The 18,963-nt window shown below is 68.7% G+C and carries 18 protein-coding genes; 9 read left to right on the top strand and 9 right to left on the bottom strand.

The window, feature by feature from the left end; genetic code table 11:
• Positions 1 to 97 precede the first annotated feature (97 nt).
• Complete coding sequence (locus AB8K43_RS00380) at positions 98 to 655, top strand: TetR/AcrR family transcriptional regulator (RefSeq protein WP_370890243.1); 558 nt, start codon at positions 98 to 100, stop codon at positions 653 to 655.
• Positions 656 to 683: 28 nt separating this feature from the next.
• On the opposite strand, the gene AB8K43_RS00385 is transcribed toward AB8K43_RS00380, so the two are convergent.
• Entirely contained in the window at positions 684 to 1,643 is a 960-nt protein-coding gene (locus tag AB8K43_RS00385) for an LLM class flavin-dependent oxidoreductase (RefSeq protein WP_370890245.1), read from the bottom strand.
• A gap of 56 nt (positions 1,644 to 1,699) precedes the next feature.
• Between AB8K43_RS00385 and AB8K43_RS00390 the strand changes: the two genes are divergently transcribed.
• Positions 1,700 to 2,605 (top strand): hypothetical protein, encoded by a 906-nt coding sequence (locus tag AB8K43_RS00390; protein ID WP_370890247.1) that lies wholly within the window; start codon positions 1,700 to 1,702, stop codon positions 2,603 to 2,605.
• A gap of 71 nt (positions 2,606 to 2,676) precedes the next feature.
• Entirely contained in the window at positions 2,677 to 3,339 is a 663-nt protein-coding gene (locus tag AB8K43_RS00395; RefSeq protein ID WP_370890249.1) for a peptidylprolyl isomerase, read from the top strand.
• Here the strand turns inward: AB8K43_RS00395 and AB8K43_RS00400 are convergent, their stop codons facing one another.
• Positions 3,340 to 3,663 (bottom strand): enoyl-CoA hydratase-related protein, encoded by a 324-nt coding sequence (locus tag AB8K43_RS00400; protein ID WP_370891155.1) that lies wholly within the window; start codon positions 3,661 to 3,663, stop codon positions 3,340 to 3,342.
• Positions 3,623 to 4,117 carry an enoyl-CoA hydratase-related protein gene (locus AB8K43_RS00405; RefSeq protein ID WP_370890250.1) on the bottom strand — a complete coding sequence of 165 codons (495 nt, stop codon included), beginning with the start codon at positions 4,115 to 4,117 and terminating at the stop codon, positions 3,623 to 3,625. Before AB8K43_RS00405 ends, AB8K43_RS00400 begins: the two co-directional genes overlap by 41 nt.
• Positions 4,118 to 4,161: 44 nt before the next feature.
• Here AB8K43_RS00405 and AB8K43_RS00410 point away from each other — a divergent pair, with 44 nt between their 5' ends.
• Both AB8K43_RS00410 and AB8K43_RS00415 read left to right on the top strand, forming a co-directional pair.
• Positions 4,162 to 4,524, top strand: coding sequence for an iron chaperone (locus AB8K43_RS00410; RefSeq protein WP_370890252.1), 363 nt, complete (start codon positions 4,162 to 4,164; stop codon positions 4,522 to 4,524).
• A gap of 56 nt (positions 4,525 to 4,580) precedes the next feature.
• Entirely contained in the window at positions 4,581 to 6,461 is a 1,881-nt protein-coding gene (locus AB8K43_RS00415; RefSeq protein ID WP_370890254.1) for an alpha-amylase family protein, read from the top strand.
• A gap of 79 nt (positions 6,462 to 6,540) precedes the next feature.
• Here AB8K43_RS00415 and AB8K43_RS00420 read toward each other — a convergent pair whose 3' ends face one another.
• The 4 genes from AB8K43_RS00420 to AB8K43_RS00435 all read right to left on the bottom strand — a co-directional run bounded on the left by AB8K43_RS00420 (position 6,541) and on the right by AB8K43_RS00435 (position 10,240).
• Positions 6,541 to 7,170 (bottom strand): heme oxygenase (biliverdin-producing), encoded by a 630-nt coding sequence (locus AB8K43_RS00420; RefSeq protein ID WP_370890256.1) that lies wholly within the window; start codon positions 7,168 to 7,170, stop codon positions 6,541 to 6,543.
• Positions 7,171 to 7,239: 69 nt separating this feature from the next.
• Positions 7,240 to 8,292 carry a glucose-6-phosphate dehydrogenase (coenzyme-F420) gene (gene fgd / locus AB8K43_RS00425; protein WP_370890258.1) on the bottom strand — a complete coding sequence of 351 codons (1,053 nt, stop codon included), beginning with the start codon at positions 8,290 to 8,292 and terminating at the stop codon, positions 7,240 to 7,242.
• Positions 8,292 to 9,704: a NupC/NupG family nucleoside CNT transporter gene (locus AB8K43_RS00430; protein ID WP_370890260.1), complete on the bottom strand. Its 1,413-nt coding sequence runs from the start codon at positions 9,702 to 9,704 to the stop codon at positions 8,292 to 8,294. Before AB8K43_RS00430 ends, fgd begins: the two co-directional genes overlap by 1 nt.
• 107 nt (positions 9,705 to 9,811) lie before the next feature.
• On the bottom strand, positions 9,812 to 10,240 hold the full coding sequence (locus tag AB8K43_RS00435; RefSeq protein WP_370890262.1) for a MarR family winged helix-turn-helix transcriptional regulator: 429 nt from the start codon (positions 10,238 to 10,240) through the stop codon (positions 9,812 to 9,814).
• A gap of 174 nt (positions 10,241 to 10,414) precedes the next feature.
• Between AB8K43_RS00435 and AB8K43_RS00440 the strand changes: the two genes are divergently transcribed.
• From AB8K43_RS00440 to AB8K43_RS00450, 3 genes are all read left to right on the top strand, one after another.
• Positions 10,415 to 11,605 carry an LLM class flavin-dependent oxidoreductase gene (locus AB8K43_RS00440; RefSeq protein ID WP_370890264.1) on the top strand — a complete coding sequence of 397 codons (1,191 nt, stop codon included), beginning with the start codon at positions 10,415 to 10,417 and terminating at the stop codon, positions 11,603 to 11,605.
• Entirely contained in the window at positions 11,602 to 12,267 is a 666-nt protein-coding gene (locus AB8K43_RS00445) for an FMN reductase (protein ID WP_370890266.1), read from the top strand. Before AB8K43_RS00440 ends, AB8K43_RS00445 begins: the two co-directional genes overlap by 4 nt.
• A gap of 85 nt (positions 12,268 to 12,352) precedes the next feature.
• Positions 12,353 to 13,651: an MFS transporter gene (locus AB8K43_RS00450; RefSeq protein ID WP_370890268.1), complete on the top strand. Its 1,299-nt coding sequence runs from the start codon at positions 12,353 to 12,355 to the stop codon at positions 13,649 to 13,651.
• 89 nt (positions 13,652 to 13,740) lie between these two features.
• On the opposite strand, the gene AB8K43_RS00455 is transcribed toward AB8K43_RS00450, so the two are convergent.
• Positions 13,741 to 14,868 (bottom strand): C4-dicarboxylate ABC transporter, encoded by a 1,128-nt coding sequence (locus tag AB8K43_RS00455; protein WP_370890270.1) that lies wholly within the window; start codon positions 14,866 to 14,868, stop codon positions 13,741 to 13,743.
• A gap of 106 nt (positions 14,869 to 14,974) precedes the next feature.
• Here AB8K43_RS00455 and AB8K43_RS00460 point away from each other — a divergent pair, with 106 nt between their 5' ends.
• Positions 14,975 to 15,883: a LysR family transcriptional regulator gene (locus tag AB8K43_RS00460; RefSeq protein WP_370890272.1), complete on the top strand. Its 909-nt coding sequence runs from the start codon at positions 14,975 to 14,977 to the stop codon at positions 15,881 to 15,883.
• A gap of 111 nt (positions 15,884 to 15,994) precedes the next feature.
• Here the strand turns inward: AB8K43_RS00460 and AB8K43_RS00465 are convergent, their stop codons facing one another.
• Positions 15,995 to 18,946 carry a S8 family serine peptidase gene (locus AB8K43_RS00465; protein WP_370890274.1) on the bottom strand — a complete coding sequence of 984 codons (2,952 nt, stop codon included), beginning with the start codon at positions 18,944 to 18,946 and terminating at the stop codon, positions 15,995 to 15,997.
• Positions 18,947 to 18,963: the final 17 nt, after the last annotated feature.

Consider the following 18,963-nt stretch of genomic DNA (forward strand, 5'->3'; position numbering starts at 1 on the left):
AGCGGACATCTGTGTCCGCTTTGCTCCTCACGCTACACCCGAGGGCTTTTGAGCGTCCAGTCAGGAAGGGGGCGCTGCCGGTTCGTACGATGGCGGGGTGAACCAGCGCTCGGACGCCCGTCGCAATCGCGCGACGATCCTCGCGGCGGCCGAAGAAGTCTTCGCCGCTGAGTCCCCCCACGCGCCCTTGCAGCGCGTCGCCGATACCGCTGGCGTGGGGCGCGGGACGCTCTACCGCCATTTCGCGGACCGGACGGCGCTCGCAGCCGCCATGTACGAGGCCCGCCTCGAGCGCTACGACGCCTATGCCCGTGAGCACGAAGAGGACCCCGAGGTCCTCCTGGATGTGTTGCGCCTCGTCGCCTCGGACCAGATGGCGGTGCCGGGGCTCTTTCGGATCGTGAATGCGGCCGGGGGCACGGAGTCGGACACGCCCCATGTCACCGCGCTCTGGGAGCGCACCGTCGAGATCTTCACGCGCCCCCTTCGCGCGTCGATCGCCGCTGGCGTGATCCGCGAGGACGTCGAGCTGACCGACCTCTTCCTCGCGATCTCAATGCTCTACGGCGTCGCGAACTCGCCGCGCACCTACCCCCACGACGAGCGGGTCGTCGAGCGTTCTCTCGCGCTGCTTCGCCGGGGGATGGGCGCGTAGTTACCGGCGCCCCCGAGTGGGGCGGGATCTAGTCGGTCGGGAGCAACTCGAGAGAGCGGACCCGCTCGTCGGTGGTGCGCCCCTGGAAGGCGACGATGAGTTCGTCGGCCCCCGTCTGCGCGGCGAAATCGTCGAGCCAGGCGCGCGCCTCTTCGCCGGTGCCCGCTGCGGTCTTCGACGCCATCCGCAGCACCGGCGCCGCATGTGGCGAGGCGAGGATCTCGTCGATCTGAGCATCGTCGGCGCGAGCAACGCCCGGGATGAAGTGGCGCACCCGCGAGCGGAGCACGTCGTGCTGGATCTCGGCGGCTTCCTCGGTCGTCGGTGCGACGATCACGTTCGCGGCGACGATGGCGTAGGGCCGCTCGAGTTGCTCCGAGGGTTGGAAACGCTCGCGGTAGATCGCGAGCGCCGCCTCGAGCGCGTCCGGCGCGAAGTGGGACGCGAAGGAGTACGGCAGGCCGAAGGCGGCGGCGACCTGTGCACCGTAGGTCGAGGATCCGAGGATGTAGAGCGGGACGGGCGTGTGCGGGTAGGACTGCACGCCCTCGACGATCGAGTCACCCGCGAGGTAGGCCTGGAGTTCTCGCACATCATCGGGGAAGCGGTCCGAGGCGCGCGGGTCCCGGCGCAGGGCCCGGAAGATCCGTTGATCACCACCGGGAGCGCGCCCGAGACCGAGGTCGATCCGGTCGGGATAGAGGGTGCCGAGCGTGCCGAACTGCTCGGCGATCACGAGCGGGGAGTGGTTCGGCAGCATGATCCCGCCAGCTCCTACCCGGATGGTGGAGGTCGCCGACGCGACGTGCGCGATCAGCACGCTCGTCGCGCTCGAGGCGATGCTGCGCATCCCGTGATGCTCGGCGTACCAGACGCGCTCGTAGCCCCGCTCCTCGGCCGCCCGGGCCAGCCGCACACTCCCCGCAAAACTCTCGGCCGCGGTCTCGTGGCGATTGATCAGGGCAAGGTCGAGGACAGAAAAGCGCATGTGAGGGGCAACTCCCGTTGCGCCCCAAACCTTCCCACCCGTGGTTGAGTTGTTCCGTGCAGTCGACGAAGGGGGCGCGCCTCGCCCCGCTCCTGGTGGCCCTCGCCTCGGTCTCCCTCCTCGCCTCCTGCGGAGGAAGCAGCGGCGAAGCGGAGCCGCAGCCCACTCCCGAAGCGGTCTCCACCACGACGGTGACGCCCTCACCGAGCACCCCGAGCACGCCGGGCTCTTCGGCGCCGTCGTCGTCGAAGACGACCTCAGCGACGAAGATCAGCGAACCCAAGGACTCGCTGAAGGGAGATACGCGCAACGCGATCGCGTATGCCCCCCTTCGCCATCCATCCGAGGTCACGGTCGTCGGGTCGGTCCCGAGCAGCCGCGCCTGGTCGACATCGAAGGTCCTCATCGTCTGCGCCTTCATCGACACCGTCGCTGGTGGTGACCCCGGCCAACTGACCGCCGACCAGCGCGCGCTCATCACCCGAGCCCTCACGGCCTCCGACATGAATGCGCTCATCACGCTGCGATCGGCGATCCCCGGGGGCGCACAGCAGCCCATCACCGCGATCCTGCGCTCGATCGGTGACACGACGACCCAAGTCCCGGCCGCGAAGGAGGGGGTCATGCAGTGGGGCATTCGCGAGCAGGTGCGCTTCATGGCAGCCCTCGCCAATGGCCAGGTCGTCTCGCCCGCGACCAGCCGGTATGTCGTCAAAACGATGCACCCGATCCCGCAGCACCGCTGGGGACTCGGGACCATTGGGGCAAGCGCCTTTAAGGGCGGTTGGCTGACCCCGGACACCGAGACCCGGCAGATGGGGATCGTCGACGGCTACGCGGTCGCGATCATCACCGCCGGCGATGGGCCTGCTGTCCTCCAAAGCGATGGGGACTCCGCCCACGTCCAGCAGATGGATCGCCTCGCCAAGGCCCTAGAGGCGCGACTCCGCGCCGAGCCCTAAGCGCCGAAGATCGCTGCGCTCGGCGCGGCGGGTGAAGGGGGAGCCGCTCCGCCTTCGTAGACTGCGGCGCCATGACCTCTCGCTTGCTCGCGACGGCCGCCGTCGCCGCGCTCCTCCTCACCGGAGCGGCGTGTAGTTCGAACGACACGATGACGCCGGGCGGAAACGCCGAATCGGCCACCACGCAGGGCTGTCCGCCAGCCGACGGGGCCAAGGAACGGGTCACGAGCTTCACCGAGGCACCCCCGATGTGCATCGATCCGGCGAAGACCTATACCGCCACGATGACGACCGATGCTGGCGAGGTGACGATCGACCTCGACGCGAAGAAGGCCCCGACGACGGTCAACAACTTCGTCTATCTCGCGCGGTACAAGTTCTATGACGGCGTCACCTTCCACCGCGTGATCCCCGGCTTCATGATTCAAGGCGGCGACCCGGAGGGCACCGGCGCTGGTGGACCGGGTTACACGATCACCGATGAGTTGCCCGAGGAGGGTGCGTACCAGGAGGGCTCCCTCGCCATGGCGAACACCGGAGCGCCAAACTCGGGCGGGAGTCAGTTCTTCATCGTGACCGGGCCGGCTGGCGTCAACCTCCCCGCGCAATACACCCTCTTTGGGCAGGTCACGGGCGGGATGGACGTGGTCAAGGCGATCGAGGCGGACGGGTCCGACGGCGGCGCGCCAACGACGGTCCACACGATCAAGAGCGTGACGATCGCCGAGAAGTAGTCACCGGCCGCGGAAGGTCGGGGTGCGCTTGTCGAGGAAAGCGGCCAGGCCCTCAGCGAGGTCCTCACTCGCGATGAGCCGCTGTTGGGCCGGCTCCTCAAGGGCCAACGCGGCCTCTAAATCGATGGTCGCGGCATTGATCGCCGAGGTGGTGTCGGCCCAGGCGAGAGGTGGGCCGGCCGCGAGGTGCTCAAGGATCGCTGCGGCGCGGGCATCGAATTCCGCGTCGGCGACGCACTCGCTGACAAGGCCCCAGCTGGCGGCCTCTGGGCCACGGAGTTGCTCACCGGTGAGGGCGAGACGAAGCGCCCGAGCGCGGCCGATGTTGGCCGCGACGAGTGCGGTAGCCCCCGGCGTCGGGCATCAACCCGATGGCTCCGAATGCGAGGACGAAGCGGGAGGATTCGCCGGCGAGGACGTAGTCACACGCCAAAGCCATCGACACCCCAGCTCCGGCGGCGACGCCCGGGACCAGGGCGACCGTCGGGGTGCTCGTGGCGATGATGGCGCGGGATACCGCGCCGACTCCAAGGGCTGTCTCGACGGGAATCTGCGCGACGCCGTCGCTGGAGCGAGTGAGGTCCGCGCCCGCGCAGAAGGCTCGCCCTTCGCCCCGTAGCGCGATGACCCGCACCTCGGCGTCGGCGTCGCACGCCTCGATCGCCGCGACGAGCGCCCGCAGCATCGGTGGGTCCACGGCGTTCAGCCGCTCGGGCGCGTCGAAGGTGATCCGACCGATCGCGCCATCGCGTTCGATCCGGACGTGCTCGCTGGTCATGCGGTACTCCTTCGCGAAGGGGATCTGGTGGCTAGCATCGCAGGATGATCCCCGCGCCCGAGCAGCCGGTCACCGATTACGTCGCTGACCTGCCCGAACCTCGTCGCGGGCGGGTCGAGGCGATCTATGCGACCGCGAGGCGCCTCGCACCCGAGGCGGTCGAGGGGATGAAGTACGCCATGCCCGCCCTGGTCGTTGGCGGCAAGGGCTATGTGGCGGTGATGTCGACCAAGAAACACATCGGCCTCTACCCCTTCTCCAGTGGAGTCGTCGGTGAGTTCGCCGATGACCTGGCGGCGCTCGGGATCGCGACGACGAAGGGGGCGATCCAGATCCCGGACGAGGTCCCCCTTCCGAGCGAGCTGCTCGAGCAAATCCTGGCCGCGCGCTTGCGACAGATCCCGTAAGGGGCGCGTCCGAGCGGCGCTTGCCGGGACGACGGCTGCGCGGGAAGGATGAGCGTATGTACGAGGCCATCGCTGCCCTCATCCGCGCGGACCTGCTGAGCGCGTACCGGCTGGATCCGGCCTTCCTGCGACGCTTCGACGCGCACTTCCCCCGGCTGGCCCGGGAGTTCCTTACCGTGTACGGCGACCGGGTCGACGCCCTGCTCCAATTGCGCTCTCTCGCAGGCGATCTGGTGGTCGCCTGGGAGGAGCGTCCGGATGAGTTGCACCTCCTCGACAACGAGCGCGAGCACGACACCACTTGGTACGCGAGCGAGCAAATGGTCGGCGCGATGGCCTATGTCGACCGGTGGGCAGGCGATCTCGATGGGGTGCGCGCGCAAATCCCCTACCTGCGCGACCTCGGGATCAGCTACCTCCACCTCATGCCGCTTTTCGCGGTGCCTGACGGGGATCACGACGGCGGGTATGCGATCTCGTCCTATCGCGATGTCCGCCCGGACCTTGGGACGACCGAGGACCTCGCGGAACTTGCGAGGGATCTGCGCGCGGCCGGGATCAGTCTCTGCCTCGATCTCGTCTTCAACCACACGGCCCACGACCACCCGTGGGCGCTGCAGGCCGCCGACGGCGTGGCCCCCTTCGATCAGTACTACTGGATCTTCCCCGACCGCACGATGCCGGATGCCTACGAGCGCACCGTTCGCGAGATCTTCCCCGACGATCACCCGGGTTCCTTCGTCCCGCTCGGCGATGGCCGGTGGGCGTGGGCGACCTTCCACCGCTACCAATGGGACCTGCGGTACGCGAATCCGGAGGTCTTCCGGGCGATGGCCCGCGAGATGCTCTCGATTGCTGCGCTCGGGGTCGAGGTGCTGCGGATGGATGCGGTCGCCTTCATTTGGAAGGAACTAGGGACGCCGAGCGAGTCGCTCCCGCAGGTCCACCACCTGCTCCGGGCCTTCAACGCGATATGTCGGATCGTCGCGCCGGCGGTGGTCTTTAAGTCCGAGGCGATCGTCCACCCCGACGAGGTCGCGACATATATCGATACCGACGAGTGCCAGTTGTCGTACAACCCCCTCCAGATGGCCCTGGTCTGGGAAGGGCTCGCGACCACCAAACCCCTTCTCCTGCAACAGGCTCTGACGCGACGACACGCACTTCCGCCGGGCACCCAGTGGGTCAACTACGTCCGCAGCCACGACGACATCGGCTGGACCTTCGCCGACGAGGACGCCGCCGAACTCGGAATTGACGGCCACGACCACCGGCGTTTCCTCAACGCCTGGTACACCGGGCGGCACGAGGGGTCGTGGGCTCGCGGAGTCCCCTTCCAGGAGAACCCGCGGACCGGTGATGCCCGGATCAGCGGCACCACGGCCGATCTGCTCGGACTGGTCCAGGGCGACCCCTTCGCCGTCGACCGGATCACCCTCGCCTACGGGATCGCCATGCTGACCGGCGGTATCCCGCTGCTCTACCTCGGGGACGAAGTGGGGCAACTGGGCGATCCCGACGATCCGCTGGTGGCGCGAGACACACGGTGGGTCCATCGGCCGCCGCGGCCGGAGGAGCGGTACGCGCAGGCCGGGGATCCGAGCGCCGACGCCGGGCGGGTGTACGCCGCACTTCGCGACCTGATCGCGCTGCGCCGCGCGTGGCCGGACCTCGCCGGCAACGCGCTCACCCCCTTCGATCCCCGCAATGAGCACGTCCTTGGCTTCACCCGAGGGCACCTGCTGGTGCTCGCGAACTTCTCACCGTGGCCGCAGCACATCGCCGCCGAGGTGATGTCCGGCCAGCCGAAGGTGGCAACCGATGCGAGAGAAGGGGGGACCCGTTACCTCCGCGATGGTGTCGAGCTCACCCCCTACGAGTTGCTCGTCCTCGATGTCACCGGCGCTGGCTGGCGGTCGGGGTCCGTCGACGAGTAGATAGGACGACGCCGATCGCGAGAACGGCGACACTCGTCACGGCGGCCGCGGCGGAGGTCGGCGCCTCCGAACCCCGTCCTTAGGCGAGCGCGGCGAAGAGAGCCGAGTTGGCGCGGAAGGCCGCGACGGCCTCGTCGAGGACCTCGGCCCGCTCCCCTTCGCTCAACTCGATGGCATCGAGCGCGGCGCGGTAGCCATCCTTGTACGGCTTGACCCGGCCGATCGCCTCGAAGTCGTAGAAGCTAAGTCCGTCGGTCACCCCGTAGTGGCGCGTGATGAGGGTTGGGATCACCTGGCCGCCTGAGAGATCCCCGAGGTAGCGGGTGTAGTGATGGGCGAGCAGTCGGTGCGGCGCGTCGGCGCACGCCTGGATCCGTTCGATGTACGCGCGGGTCGCGGGGAGGGCGTCGGCGCGCTCGCGCCACCCGGGAGAAAGGTGATCGAGATCGGCCTCTAGCGCGGCGAGCCGCGCGAGCCGAGGGTCGTGCACCGCGGTGATCGCGTGGTGGTCGACGGTGGCTTCGATCGAGCGCTCGAGGGCGTCGTAGATGTGCCAGAGCTGCTCGGTCAGGGCGATGAAGTTGGCGGAGGACCCCCGACCGGCGAGCAGGTCACCCATGAAGGGGGAGTGCTCGGCCTCGTCGTGGACGGCGGCGGTGGATTCCTTCAGCGCGCGGGACAGGGGCAGGACATCGGTGGCGACGGTCATGCGAGCAGATTAGGTGAGCCTTACCAAACCGCCCATCCATCGAACGATTGATTCCGTTGTGAGCCCAGGTCACCCGAGGCGGCGTGGCTGCAGGTCCCGCAGGCCCGGGAGGACGTCGTCGCGGAACTGATCCAGCGCGCGTGCCTGGTCATGTCCGGGCGCGTGGATCACGAGGTGGTTGAGGCCAAGGTCCGTGTACTCGCGGATAGCCTCGACCACCTCATCGGGCGAAGAGGAGACGATCCAGCGCCGGGCAACCTGCTCGATCGGCAGGGCGTCGGCCGCAGCTTCCATCTCCGCGGCTGATCCGAGCGAGTGCTTGTCCTCCGCGGAGAGCGACAGGGGTGCCCAAAAGCGGGTCGCCTCGAGCGCGACCTGCGGGTCCCGGTCATAGGAGAGCTTGATCTCGATCATCCGCTCGCCCCCGTCGGGGTCACGCTCGGCCTTGTGGGCCCCCTCGACCACGGCGGGCAGTAGCTTCTCGGCGTAGAGCTCACGACCCTTGCCGGAGGTGCAGATCATCCCGTCGCCCATCCGCCCGGCGTAGCGCGCGACGACGGGGCCGCCGGCGGCCACCCACACCGGGACCGGTTCATCGGGGACGTCGAAGAGGCGCAAACCCTCCGCGCGGTAGTAGTCGCCGGCGAAGGTGACCTCATCGCCCTTCCAGAGCTCCCTCATCAACCGCACCGCTTCACGCAGCCGCGCGAAGCGCTCGCGGAACTCGGGCCATTCGCCCTGCGCCAGGGCCCCGACGGCGGTCTCGTTGAGGGCCTCACCCGTGCCGACGCCGAGGACGGTGCGGCCCGGGGCGAGCAGCGCCATGGTCGCGAAGGTCTGTGCGAGCACGGCCGGGTTGTAGCGGAAGCTCGGCGTGAGGACGGAGGTGCCGAGCGTGATCCGCTCGGTGCGCGCCGCCACCCAGGGGAGCCAGGCCAGCGCGCTCGGTGCGTGTCCACCCGTCACCCGCCAGGGCTGCGCGTGATCGGAGACAAAGACTGAGTCCAGACCGACCTCTTCGGCGTGGACCGCGATCGCGGCAAGGTCTCGAGGGGCGAACTGCTCGGCCGAGGCCTTCCACCCGACCCGAAGGGGGCGTGCGCTGACGTCCGGTCCGGTCATCAGCCGCCGCCGAGCATGATGCCGGCGATCGCGGCGCTCATGAGGTTGGCGAGGGTGGCGGCCGCGATGGCCTTCATCCCAAGGGTGGCGATATCGCCGCGGCGCTTCGGGGCGAGACCACCGAGGCCGCCGAGGAGGATGCCGAGCGAGCCCAGGTTGGCGAAGCCGGTGAGCCCGAAGGTGATGATCGCCTGAGTCCGGGGGCTAAAGCTCGCCGCCTCCGGACCGAAGTTGCTAAAGGCCACGAACTCGTTGACGACGATCTTCTGGCCGATGTAGGAGCCGGCCTCGACGGCCTCATTGAGCGGCACGCCGATCATCACCATGACCGGGCTGAAGACATAGCCAAGGATCTGCTCGAAGGTGATGTCGGGCTGGCCGAACCAGCCGCCGACGCCTCCGATGATCAGGTTGAGCAGCGCGATCAAGGAGATGAAGGCGAGAAGCATGGCGCCGATATTGATGGCCAGCTTGGCGCCATCGGCGGCACCGGAGGCCGCGGCATCGATGACATTGCGGTGCCGGACCTCGCCGAGGACGTCATCGTCATCAGACTCGGCCGTGAGGGCCTCCAACTCCCCGGTGTCATCGGGAAGGGGCTGGTCCTTGCCGTGATCGTGACGGTCTCCGCGGCCATGGATTTCATAACCCTGACCGACGGGCGCCGCCATCCCGTGCGTCGCGACCGCGGTACGGGCCTCGGGTCGGCCGGTGCGGGAGGTCAACTCATCGATGCCCGCCTGTTGTGCCGCGACCACCTCGGGGTCCTCCGGCATGATGATTTTGGCCATCAGTAGGGCGCCCGGAGCGGCCATGAAGGCCGCCGCGATGAGGTAGTCGAGCCGCGCGCCGAGCAGGGAGTAGCCGACGAGGACCGAGCCCGCCACGGTCGACAGGCCCCCGACCATTACCGCGAAGAGCCCGGACTGGGATAGCCGAGTGATGTAGGGGCGGATGATGAGCGGGGCCTCGGTCTGGCCAAGGAAGACATTGGCCGCGGCATTGGTCGACTCGGCTTTACCCGTGCCGAGCAGTCGCTGCAGGCCGCCGCCGAAGAACTGGACGAACTTCTGCAAGAAGCCGAGGTGATAGAGCACAGCGGTCAGCGAGGCGAAGAAGACGATGACCGGGAGGACCTGGAGGGCGAAGATGAGCCCCTCTTCGGGGATCAGCGGCCCGAAGAGGAAGCCGATCCCGGCCTTGGCCGAATCGATGATCGCCTGGAAGCCGTTAGACACCCACGAGAGGGCGTCGCGACCCCAGGGGACGAAGAGGACGAGCGCCCCGAAGCCGACTTGAAGGGCGAGGGCGGGGCCGACGGTTCGCAGCCGAATCGCCTTGCGATTGCTCGAAAGAGCGAAGGCGATGAGCAGCAGGCCGCACATCCCGCCGAGTCCCCAAAGCACGTGCATGACCGGTACCTCCACGTCGCCGTTGTCGCCTGGCGCACACCCTGCCAGACGAAACCCTCGCTCGCACAGGGCCGCGGCCAAGATGGGGCGCGGTCGAAGGGGGCTCGCTAGTTCTGCAGGCGGGCGAAGACGCGCCCGATCACGTCCACTTCATCGTCGTTGACGTGGGACTGGAAGAGTTCGTCGACGTCGCGACCGTGGGTGACCCGGGCGCGGTCGAGGGCGTCCGCGCCGGCGTCGGTGAGGCGCAAATATTGCCCCCTTCCGTCCTCGGGCACGTCCTGGCGTTCGACCCAGCCGCGGCCAGCGAGGACCTTGGACTGGTAGGTCAGCCGACTCGCGGAGTAGATCATCGCCTGGGCGAGTTCGCCGAGCCGGAGCCGGCGGTTCGGGGCTTCCGAGAGGGTGAGGAGCACGTTGAAGTCACTGAGGCTGAGGCCCGCCTCCCGGCGTAAGCGCTCGTCGAGTTCGGTCTGAAGGCGAATGCTCGCCTCGATGTAGGTGCGCCAGGCGCCGATCCGGGCTGCGGTCGTCATGTCCGTTCTTCGCTGGTGTCGGGGTCTACGTGCGCCCTATCTTGCCTGAGACTGAGCAGGTGACGGGAGGGGGAAGCGTCCCCGCCTCGAGGTGGAATAGCAGGGATGACCCCTTCGTTAGGGTAATTGAAATCTTAACGATGAGAGTCCGAAGGGACTCGGAAGGCGGCCATCATGCAGTTCGGGATCTTCTCCGTCGGGGACGTCACGACCGACCCGACCAACGGGCACACCCCCACCGAGCACGAGCGCATCGAGGCGATGACCGCGGTCGCGCTGAAGGCCGAAGAGGTGGGCCTCGACGTCTTCGCGACGGGAGAACACCACAACCCGCCCTTCGTCCCGTCCTCGCCGACGACCCACCTTGGGTACCTTGCGGCGAAGACCGAGCGAATCACCCTGTCCACCTCGACGACGCTGATCACCACCAATGACCCGGTGAAGATCGCCGAGGACTATGCCTTCTTGCAGCACCTCTCCGGGGGCCGGATGGACCTCATGATGGGGCGCGGCAACACCGGCCCGGTCTACCCGTGGTTTGGCAAGGACATCCGCCAAGGGATCCCGATGGCCGTGGAGAACTACCACCTCCTGCGCCGGCTCTGGCGGGAGAAGGTCGTCGATTGGGAGGGGCAGTTCCGCACTCCCCTTCGCGGCTTCACCTCCACGCCCGCGCCACTGGATGGCGTGGCCCCCTTCGTCTGGCATGGATCGATCCGTAGCCCCGAGATCGCCGAGCAGGCGGCCTTCTACGGCGATGGGTTCTTCCACAACCACATCTTCTGGAACAAGGAGCACACCGCGCAGATGGTGGCCCTGTACCGGCGGCGCTTCGAGCACTATGGGCATGGGTCGGCTGACCAGGCCATCGTCGGGCTCGGCGGCCAGATCTACATGGCCGAGACCGAGGCCGAGGCCAAGCGGCGCTTCCGTCCGTACTTCGACAACGCTCCGGTCTATGGGCACGGTCCGTCGCTCGAGTTCTTCACCCGGGACACCCCGCTCACGGTGGGCACGCCCGAGCAGGTGATCGAGCGGACGCTCGGCTTCGCCGACTACGTCGGGGACTACCAGCGTCAACTCTTCCTCGTCGACCACGCGGGCCTGCCGCTGGACCAGGTCCTCGAGCAGATCGAGATCCTCGGGACCGAGGTCGTGCCGGTGCTGCGCCGCGAGTTTGACGCGCGTCGCCCCGCTCACGTCCCGAGCGACCCGCCCACCCACACCAGCCTCGTCGCGGCTGGTCCCGACTCGCCGCACCGCGCGGTGGTTCCCCCCACTGCGGCCGCGGTGACCGAAGCTGCCGCTCAGGCCGCCGAAGCCGCCGAGTCCGCTGACGACACCGAAAAGGAGACCGTCGCATGAGCCGTCGTCTCGTCGTGATCACTGCTGGGCTCTCCCAGCCCTCAAGCACCCGCCTGCTCGCCGACCAACTCACCGACTCCGTCCGGGCCCGCGTCGGGGCCCGCGGAGAAGGGGTGGAGGTCACCGTGATCGAGTTGCGCGAACTCGCCGTCGACCTCGCCACGATGATGACCAGCGGCGGGATGCCGAGTGAGCGGATTCGCGCGGCGCGCGAACTCGTCTCCTCCGCCGACGGGATCATCGCGGTGACCCCCGTCTTCGCCGGGAGTTACAGCGGGATCTTCAAGATGTTCGTCGACTCCCTCGACACCGATTCCCTCAACGGGATGCCGATCGTGATCGCCGCTACGGCGGGGACACCGCGGCACTCGATGATGCTCGACTACGCCATGCGTCCGCTCTTCGGGCACCTGCGTGCGGTGGTCGTGCCGACCGGGGTCTTCGCGGCCACCGAGGACTTCGGTGGGGGCGAAGGGGGCGACGCGCTCACCCAGCGCATCGGCCGCGCCGCCGACGAGCTCGCCGCGCTCATGGTCGTCGACCACGCGGGCGTCGCGGGCTTTGGCGCCGACCCCGTCGCTACGCGTCGTCAACGGACATCGGGTAACACCATCGGAGCGGTGACCCCCTTCGCTGACCTGTTGAAGGGGCACGCCGGCTAACCCTCACCGCGCCCTTCTCATTGGCCGGGTGAGCGCTCGGGAAACCGGGCGCCCACCCGGCCAATGGCCGCCTATAGTCCCCTCCATGCCCACTGACGCGCTTTCGCTGCGGTCAGCCCATCGGGCGTTCTATTTGCTCCAAGTCACCCGGTGGTTCCCGAGCGGGCTGGTCGCGGGGATCTTCGTGCTCTGGGCGCTGCAGGTTGGTCTTAGCCTTGGGCAGGCGCTCACCACGATCGCGGCGATCGGGGTCACCGTCGCGCTACTCGAACTGCCGACGAGCGGTTTCACCGATGTCTTCGGTCGCCGGCCGGTATACCTCGCGGCCGCCTTCGTCCATATGTGTGCGGCCTTCGCGTACCTGCTGGCCCAAAACGTCACCGGCTTTATGGTCGCCGCGATCTTGATGGGCATCTTCCGGGCGCTGGATTCAGGACCGCTCGAGGCGTGGTTTGTCGACGCGGTCAAGGCGAGGGATCCGGCCGCCGATGTCGACCAACAGCTCTCTCGTGCGGGGGTCCTCGTCGGGAGCTCGATGGCGATTGGGGCGCTCGTGAGCGGTGGGCTGGTGCTCTGGCACCCGATCGCGAGCCGCCCGGCGCTGGAACTGCCGGTTGCTGTCTTCGCGGTGCTCAGCATCGTCCACTTCGTCGCGATCTGGATCGTCATGCGAGAAGTGCCGCACTTGCACGTCGATGCCGAGATCCCCGAACTCGTGGAGGCGGTCGAAGGGGGTGCCGCGCTGTCGACCCGGCAACGCCTGTGGGCTTCGGTACGCGCGACGCCGACCGTGGTGAGGACCGGGCTCGGGCTGGTCGCCCGCTCGGCCGTGCTGCGCGGGTTGATGGTGGCCGAGATCTTCTGGTCGATCGGGATGATCGTGCAGGAGAGCCTGGTCCCGGTGCGCCTCGCGGAGATCACCGGCAGCCTCGCTCGCTCCGGCGAACTGATGGGGCCGACGACCGCCGCGGGGTGGGGAGCATTCGCCGCCGGCTCAGCCCTCGTTGGGTGGCTCAGCCCGCGGCTGGGCCTGGCGAACACCGCCATCATCGGTCGGATCGCGCATGGCTGCGCAGCGATCGCCGCCGGGCTCGTGGCCGGGCCGGCCGCCCTGATCGGGGTCTTCGTCCTCGGGTACGGCGCCCATGGCTTCGGACCCGCGCACATGGCCTTGATCCATCGCGAGGCCCCATCGAGCTACCGGGCCACGATCTTGTCGGTGAACGGGCTGGTGGGGTTCGCGGCCTTCGCGGTGGGTACCGCTGCGCTCGGATGGCTCGCGGAGGCGACCTCGACCACGACCGCGATGGTCACGGCGGGCGCCGTCTCGCTCATCGGAGTCTGGGGCTACCTCGCAGCCCGGCGCGCCGAAGGGGGGCGCTGACCCCCTTCGCCCGACGGGTGGCCGATCGCCGTCCCCAGAAACTCCCGAATTCTCGTGGAGTTCCACGGGAATCTCGGAACATCCGGGGATTAGGCGGTGCGGGCGCAGGCGACCGCGCGGACACTCGCGACCGCGCACAGGGTCCAGGTGCCGACCAAGGTCACGGTGAAGGCGATGCTCGCGGCGGGCAGAAGGGGGTGCCCGCTCGCCTGGCCGAGCAGGTGCGTCCCGAGCGCGAGCGTTCCGATGGGGAAGGTGAGCGCCCACCACCCCGGCGTGAAGGGCATGTGCCGGACGAAGCCGCGGATCGTGACGAAGAGCGCACACGCGATGAGCGGGATGCCGACCGCGAGCATCCCCCAGCCGTAAGCCATCGCGGCCGAGTGCACCCGAGCGGCTACATCCGGCGGGAGCACGCCCTGGGCTTGAGTCGCCATCGCTTGGGCGGCAGCGGTCGACTGGCCGACGATCCCGAGCGGGATCCAGGTCGAGGCCGAGGCGGCGAGGGGGACCGGCGCCGTGCGCCAGTGGTAGTGATAGCCGATCCCGAAGACGATCAGTCCCAGGATGAGCGCCAAGGCGAAACAGGCCGCGCAGGCGATGAGGAGTGCGGCGCGGATGGTCGGATCGTCCTGGTGGGCCACGAGGGCCGTACCGGTGGTGGCCGAGACCATCGGCGCGACCACAGGGAGCCCCCAGATCAGCGACGGCTCACCGGCGACCCCCTTACGCAACGCGATCGCGAAACCGATCGAGGTGACCAACCCGAGCCCGGTGCCGACGAGCCAGGTCACCTCGTCGACGGCCAGCGCGAAGGGGGCGAAGCGCGGCACGAGGTCCGGGAGGACCGTCAGGGTCGCCGAGCCGGCAGCGAGGATGCCCATCGACACCGTCCCCCAGGTCGCCGCCACCGCGGGGTTGGTGATCGTCGAACGCAGCGCACCCGGCACCGTGCGGACCCGGTGCGCGAAGGATGCGCTGAGCCCGAGCAGCAGGACCCAGGCGAGCACCAAGACGACGGGGGCGAGCGCCCCGACTCCCGGGAGGTCAGCGGCGTGGAGGTGCAGCAGGGTCGCGAGGATCGAGGTGCCCATGACCGCTGAGAACCACTGCGGCCCGGCCGGTGGAAGGGGGAGCGCCGTCGGACGCGGCGCCGGCGAGGCGGGGTGCGGGGCAGCGGATTGCGCTGCGCTCCGTGGGGGGAGGGTCGTGGTCACGCTTGTTACGGTCCCGCGAGGTGTGGCCGGTCGGGAAGAGGGTTTGTCGTGGTGTCGCCACAAACGTTGGTTGTGGCCTGACACTCGCGGCCCTAGTCTCGGAGGCATGGCAGAACCATCCGAGTTGAGCCGCGTCCCGGACCTCGCGGCCCTCAACGCGTTGGTGGTCGTTGCCCAGACCGGCTCGATGGGTGCGGCAGCCGTCCGGCTCGGGATCAGCCAGCAGGCGGTCAGCGCACGGGTCCGCTCGGCCGAGCAGATCATCGGGGTCCGGGTCTTCGCTCGCTCGACACAGGGCGCGAGCCCGACCGCGGCAGGCCGCAGCATCCTCACTTGGGCTCAGGACGTGGTGGTCGCGGCGTCGGCGCTTGGCGCGGGCGTGCGCGATCTGCGCGAGGCCGAAACCGTGGCGCTGAAGGTCGCGGCGAGCAACACGATCTCGGAGGTTTTGCTCCCGCGCTGGGCCGCGCGCTTTCGGGCCGGGCACGGCAGCGCCCGTCTCCAGGTCCTGCCCGGCAACTCCGAGGAGGCGATCGCTCACCTCGACGCCGGGGAGGTCGATCTGGCCTTCGTCGAGGGGCCGAGCGTCCCCCGGCGGTTGGCGAGCCGGGTAGTCGCCCGCGACGAGTTGGTCTTGGTGGTGGCGCCGGACCACCCGTGGGCGCGGCGGCGCGCCCCGATCAGCCGTGAGGAACTCGCCGAGACCCCCCTTCTGCTTCGTGAACCCGGATCGGGGACGCGCACGACCCTCGAGCGCGCCCTACCCGAGCTCGCTGCTCCCGCGTCCGAGCTCGGCTCAACGGCGGCCGTGCGCGACGCGGTCTTGATCGAGGGACACCCGAGCGTGCTGTCGTCGCTTGCGGTTCACCGCGATCTCGAGGCGGGGCGCCTGGTGCGGGTGCGGGTCGAGGGTTTGGAGTTGCCACGGGCACTGCGCGCGCTCTGGCCGCGAGAGCGCGCGCCGCGTGGGCTCGCCGCCGACCTGCTGCGAACGGCGCTGCGCGCCCCGGGCTGAGGCGCCCTTCTCGGCAGTGGCAAGGCTCCCTTCACGGGCCAACAAGAAGCCCTGCGCCCAACCCCCTTCGCGGGGGATTGGGCGCAGGGCCTTTTGTTGCTGCCGAGGTGGTCAGTTCTTGGCTTCGACCACCGTCGTCCCGATCCGACCCTTGCCGTCGCGGTGGACGAGGAGCCCATACGCGGTGGTCCCGCTCGGGACGTCACTCCACGAGAACTTGATCGTCCCCGTGGTGCCGGAGGTCGCGCTCGTGGGAGCGCTCGTCACCCGGAGCGAACCGTAGTTCGGACGCGAGCTGATGGCCCACGTGTGGAGCTTGTAGTCCACCGGGTTCGGACCGACAGACCAGCCGTGGACATAGACCTTGTAGGTCCCAGACGCGGGCGCGTCCAGCACGATCGACTCATCGGATCCGCCGGAGGCCGAGGTGGCCACCTGCTTGCCGGACGAGTCGTACATGTAGAGGTCCAGGTCGGTCGACGGTGCCGAGATCTCCGAGTCCTTCAGGTCGAGGCGGAAGCTCGCCACATCGGTCAACGTGACCTCGTGGACGGTGATCCCATCGCCGACATTCTTCGGGTCGAAGGTGGTGTTCTTCGCCTGCTCGACCGTGCCGTCGATGGGCTTGTCGTTGGCAAGACCATGAGCATCGACGCTGTACGGACCGGTGTACCCGAAGGTGACATCGAACGAGCTCGACCCGTACGGACCCTTGACGCTCACCTGCTCCGGAGCGCCGATCGCGGTGGCCTGCACGGCGATGGGGCTACGCACCTTGTAGCCCTGGCCGCGCCAGGTGAGGGCGCCGTAGGACCACTGACCCGGAGTCGCGGTCGTGGTGGTGAAGGTGATCTTGAAGGTCTTGCTCTGGCCCGGACGAAGGTCGACCCGGCTCGGGGAGACCTTGGTCTTGAACCCGGTCGGGCTCTGGACCACAGCCGAGGCGCGCAGGCGCTTCGTCGACACGTTGGTGACCGTGCGCTCGATGGTGCGAACGCCGGGGACTTCACTCACGCCGATCGACGGCAGGTTGAGCTGAGCCGCCTCGGTCGAGTACCCGTCGGCCTGCAGGTCCTCGCAGGACTTCGCTGCCACGACACCGGGGATGCTGCCGCAGAGGAAGGCGAGGTAGTCCGCGGTCGAGGCCTCGTAGGCCAGGCCCGGGTCGAACATCGAGCCCTTCTGCTGCGGACGGCCGGGGTTGACGTGACCGGCACCCATGTCGAAGGGGTCAGCGCGGCGCTTCCCGTCTTCCTTGAAGACATCCTGGCGAGCGGTCGTCATCACCGCGGACTTCGCGGCCGACGCCGAGAGGTCCGGGCGCGCCTGCTTCAGCAGGGCGAACAGGCCGGCGACGTGCGGGCTCGACATCGAGGTCCCGGAGATCGACTGGAAGAGCTGACCCGGTCGGCCGGAACCCGGCGTCGGGGTGTTGCCCGCGAGGATGTTGACACCGGGAGCGGTGACGTCCGGGCGGATGATGTCGGCAACGCCGGGGGAGCCCACCGGGCCGCGCGAGGAGAAGTCGGCCATGACCGATGCCTTCTGGCGGGCCTTCTGCCCCGCCGAGAGGGACGCCGTCGCCTTGTCACCGGCACTGGTGATGTAGGCCCGGATCTCCTGGCCCTGCGAGCGACGCACGTGGCTCGCCGGCAGGTAGTGGCTGTCGGTGATGAGCGCCTGGACATCGTCGTTGTTGACGAGGATGACGCCGGCGCCCCCTTCGTCCTTAACGACGCGGGACTTATCGACCCGAGCGGTGTCGCCACGGTCGCAGACGACGATCTCGCCCTTCAGCGCCGGAGTGAAGCCGACATCGGGCAGACACTTCGGGTTGCCCCGAGCCGCGCCGTCGATGAGCTTGGTCGACTTCAGGCCCTCGGTGATCGAGGTGCCGATGAAGGTCTTACCGTTCCCGAGGGTGATCTTATTTTCGAAGGTGCGCGGCGTGGTGCTCGCACCAACCGAGGTGACCCACGGGAGGAACGCCGGAGAGCCGGTCGTCGTCGGCCGCGGACCGGCGTTACCGTTCGAGGTCGCCACCCAGACACCGGCGTCCGAGGCGCGCAGGAAGGCGATGCCGTCCAGCCCGAGGCGCGGGGTCGAGGAGCCCACCGAGTAGTTGATGACATCGACGCCGTCGGCGACGGCCTGGTCGATTGCGGCGCCGAGGTCGGAGCCGTAACCGCCCTTATCGCCGAGCGCGGAGTAGGCGATGATCCCGGCCTGCGGGGCGATGCCGCTCACCCGGCCGCGGTCGATCCCGAAGATGGAGGCCTTGACGTTGCGGTTCCCGGCCGCGGTGCTCGCGGTGTGGGTGCCGTGGCCGTCGTAGTCGCGCGCCGAGTTGTAGACCTCGGGGCCCTCATTGGCCTTGTAGAGGGTGCGCATGTCCCGAGCGCCGATCAGCTTGTTCTGGCACTTGAAGGGCTTGTCGGCGGGGTTGTGCGCGGTGTCGCCGAACTCGCAGGGCACCTTAGCGGCAGGACCGGTCGGGCGAGCAAGACCACCCGGGTCCCTAAACGAGGGGTGCTCGGGCCAGATGCCGGTGTCGATGACGCCGACGATGACGCCCTTACCGGTCAGGCCGCGGCCCCAGGCCTCGGAGCGCTTGGTGAGCCCGAGGAACTCGGGGGAGACATCGGTTTGGACCTGGCGCAGCTCGTCCTCTTCGACGTAGGCGACGCCCTTGGACTTGCTGACCTTCTCGGCCTCCGCGGGAGTCATCATCGCCGCGAAGCCGTTCGCCGCGATCGCGACCTGGTTGACCGGCTTGGCCGAGACGCCTGCTTCCTTGAGGGCGGCCTGCTGGTCGGACTTCAGGTGGCTCACGTAGGCCTTGACCTTCGCGTCCTTGGCGTTGATCTTCTCGCCGTCGTCGGGCTTGGTGGCCGCCAGCCGCTTCGTCCCGCCGGTGTAACTCAGGGCGGGCTCGGCTTCCATGATGACGACGTAGGGCTTGCGTTTTTGTGCATCCGGGGCGGCAGTCGCCGACACCGATGTGGCCATCATCCCCAGGGCGAGGGCCCCGGTTGAGATGCAGGCAACGAGTCTTCTGGACATGCAGGGATCTCCTTGTC

This window comes from Janibacter sp. GXQ6167 (genome assembly GCF_041365945.1).
In the GTDB taxonomy this organism is placed as follows: domain Bacteria; phylum Actinomycetota; class Actinomycetes; order Actinomycetales; family Dermatophilaceae; genus JBGFSK01.

Excerpts from the sequence above, each read along its gene's own strand:
- AB8K43_RS00385 (WP_370890245.1), bottom strand. The coding sequence starts at position 1,643 with ATGCGCTTTTCTGTCCTCGACCTTGCCCTGATCAATCGCCACGAGACC.
- AB8K43_RS00395 (WP_370890249.1), top strand. The coding sequence starts at position 2,677 with ATGACCTCTCGCTTGCTCGCGACGGCCGCCGTCGCCGCGCTCCTCCTC.
- AB8K43_RS00405 (WP_370890250.1), bottom strand. The coding sequence starts at position 4,117 with ATGACCAGCGAGCACGTCCGGATCGAACGCGATGGCGCGATCGGTCGG.
- AB8K43_RS00410 (WP_370890252.1), top strand. The coding sequence starts at position 4,162 with ATGATCCCCGCGCCCGAGCAGCCGGTCACCGATTACGTCGCTGACCTG.
- AB8K43_RS00415 (WP_370890254.1), top strand. The coding sequence starts at position 4,581 with ATGTACGAGGCCATCGCTGCCCTCATCCGCGCGGACCTGCTGAGCGCG.
- AB8K43_RS00420 (WP_370890256.1), bottom strand. The coding sequence starts at position 7,170 with ATGACCGTCGCCACCGATGTCCTGCCCCTGTCCCGCGCGCTGAAGGAA.
- fgd (WP_370890258.1), bottom strand. The coding sequence starts at position 8,292 with ATGACCGGACCGGACGTCAGCGCACGCCCCCTTCGGGTCGGGTGGAAG.
- AB8K43_RS00430 (WP_370890260.1), bottom strand. The coding sequence starts at position 9,704 with ATGCACGTGCTTTGGGGACTCGGCGGGATGTGCGGCCTGCTGCTCATC.
- AB8K43_RS00435 (WP_370890262.1), bottom strand. The coding sequence starts at position 10,240 with ATGACGACCGCAGCCCGGATCGGCGCCTGGCGCACCTACATCGAGGCG.
- AB8K43_RS00440 (WP_370890264.1), top strand. The coding sequence starts at position 10,415 with ATGCAGTTCGGGATCTTCTCCGTCGGGGACGTCACGACCGACCCGACC.
- AB8K43_RS00445 (WP_370890266.1), top strand. The coding sequence starts at position 11,602 with ATGAGCCGTCGTCTCGTCGTGATCACTGCTGGGCTCTCCCAGCCCTCA.
- AB8K43_RS00450 (WP_370890268.1), top strand. The coding sequence starts at position 12,353 with ATGCCCACTGACGCGCTTTCGCTGCGGTCAGCCCATCGGGCGTTCTAT.
- AB8K43_RS00460 (WP_370890272.1), top strand. The coding sequence starts at position 14,975 with ATGGCAGAACCATCCGAGTTGAGCCGCGTCCCGGACCTCGCGGCCCTC.
- AB8K43_RS00465 (WP_370890274.1), bottom strand. The coding sequence starts at position 18,946 with ATGTCCAGAAGACTCGTTGCCTGCATCTCAACCGGGGCCCTCGCCCTG.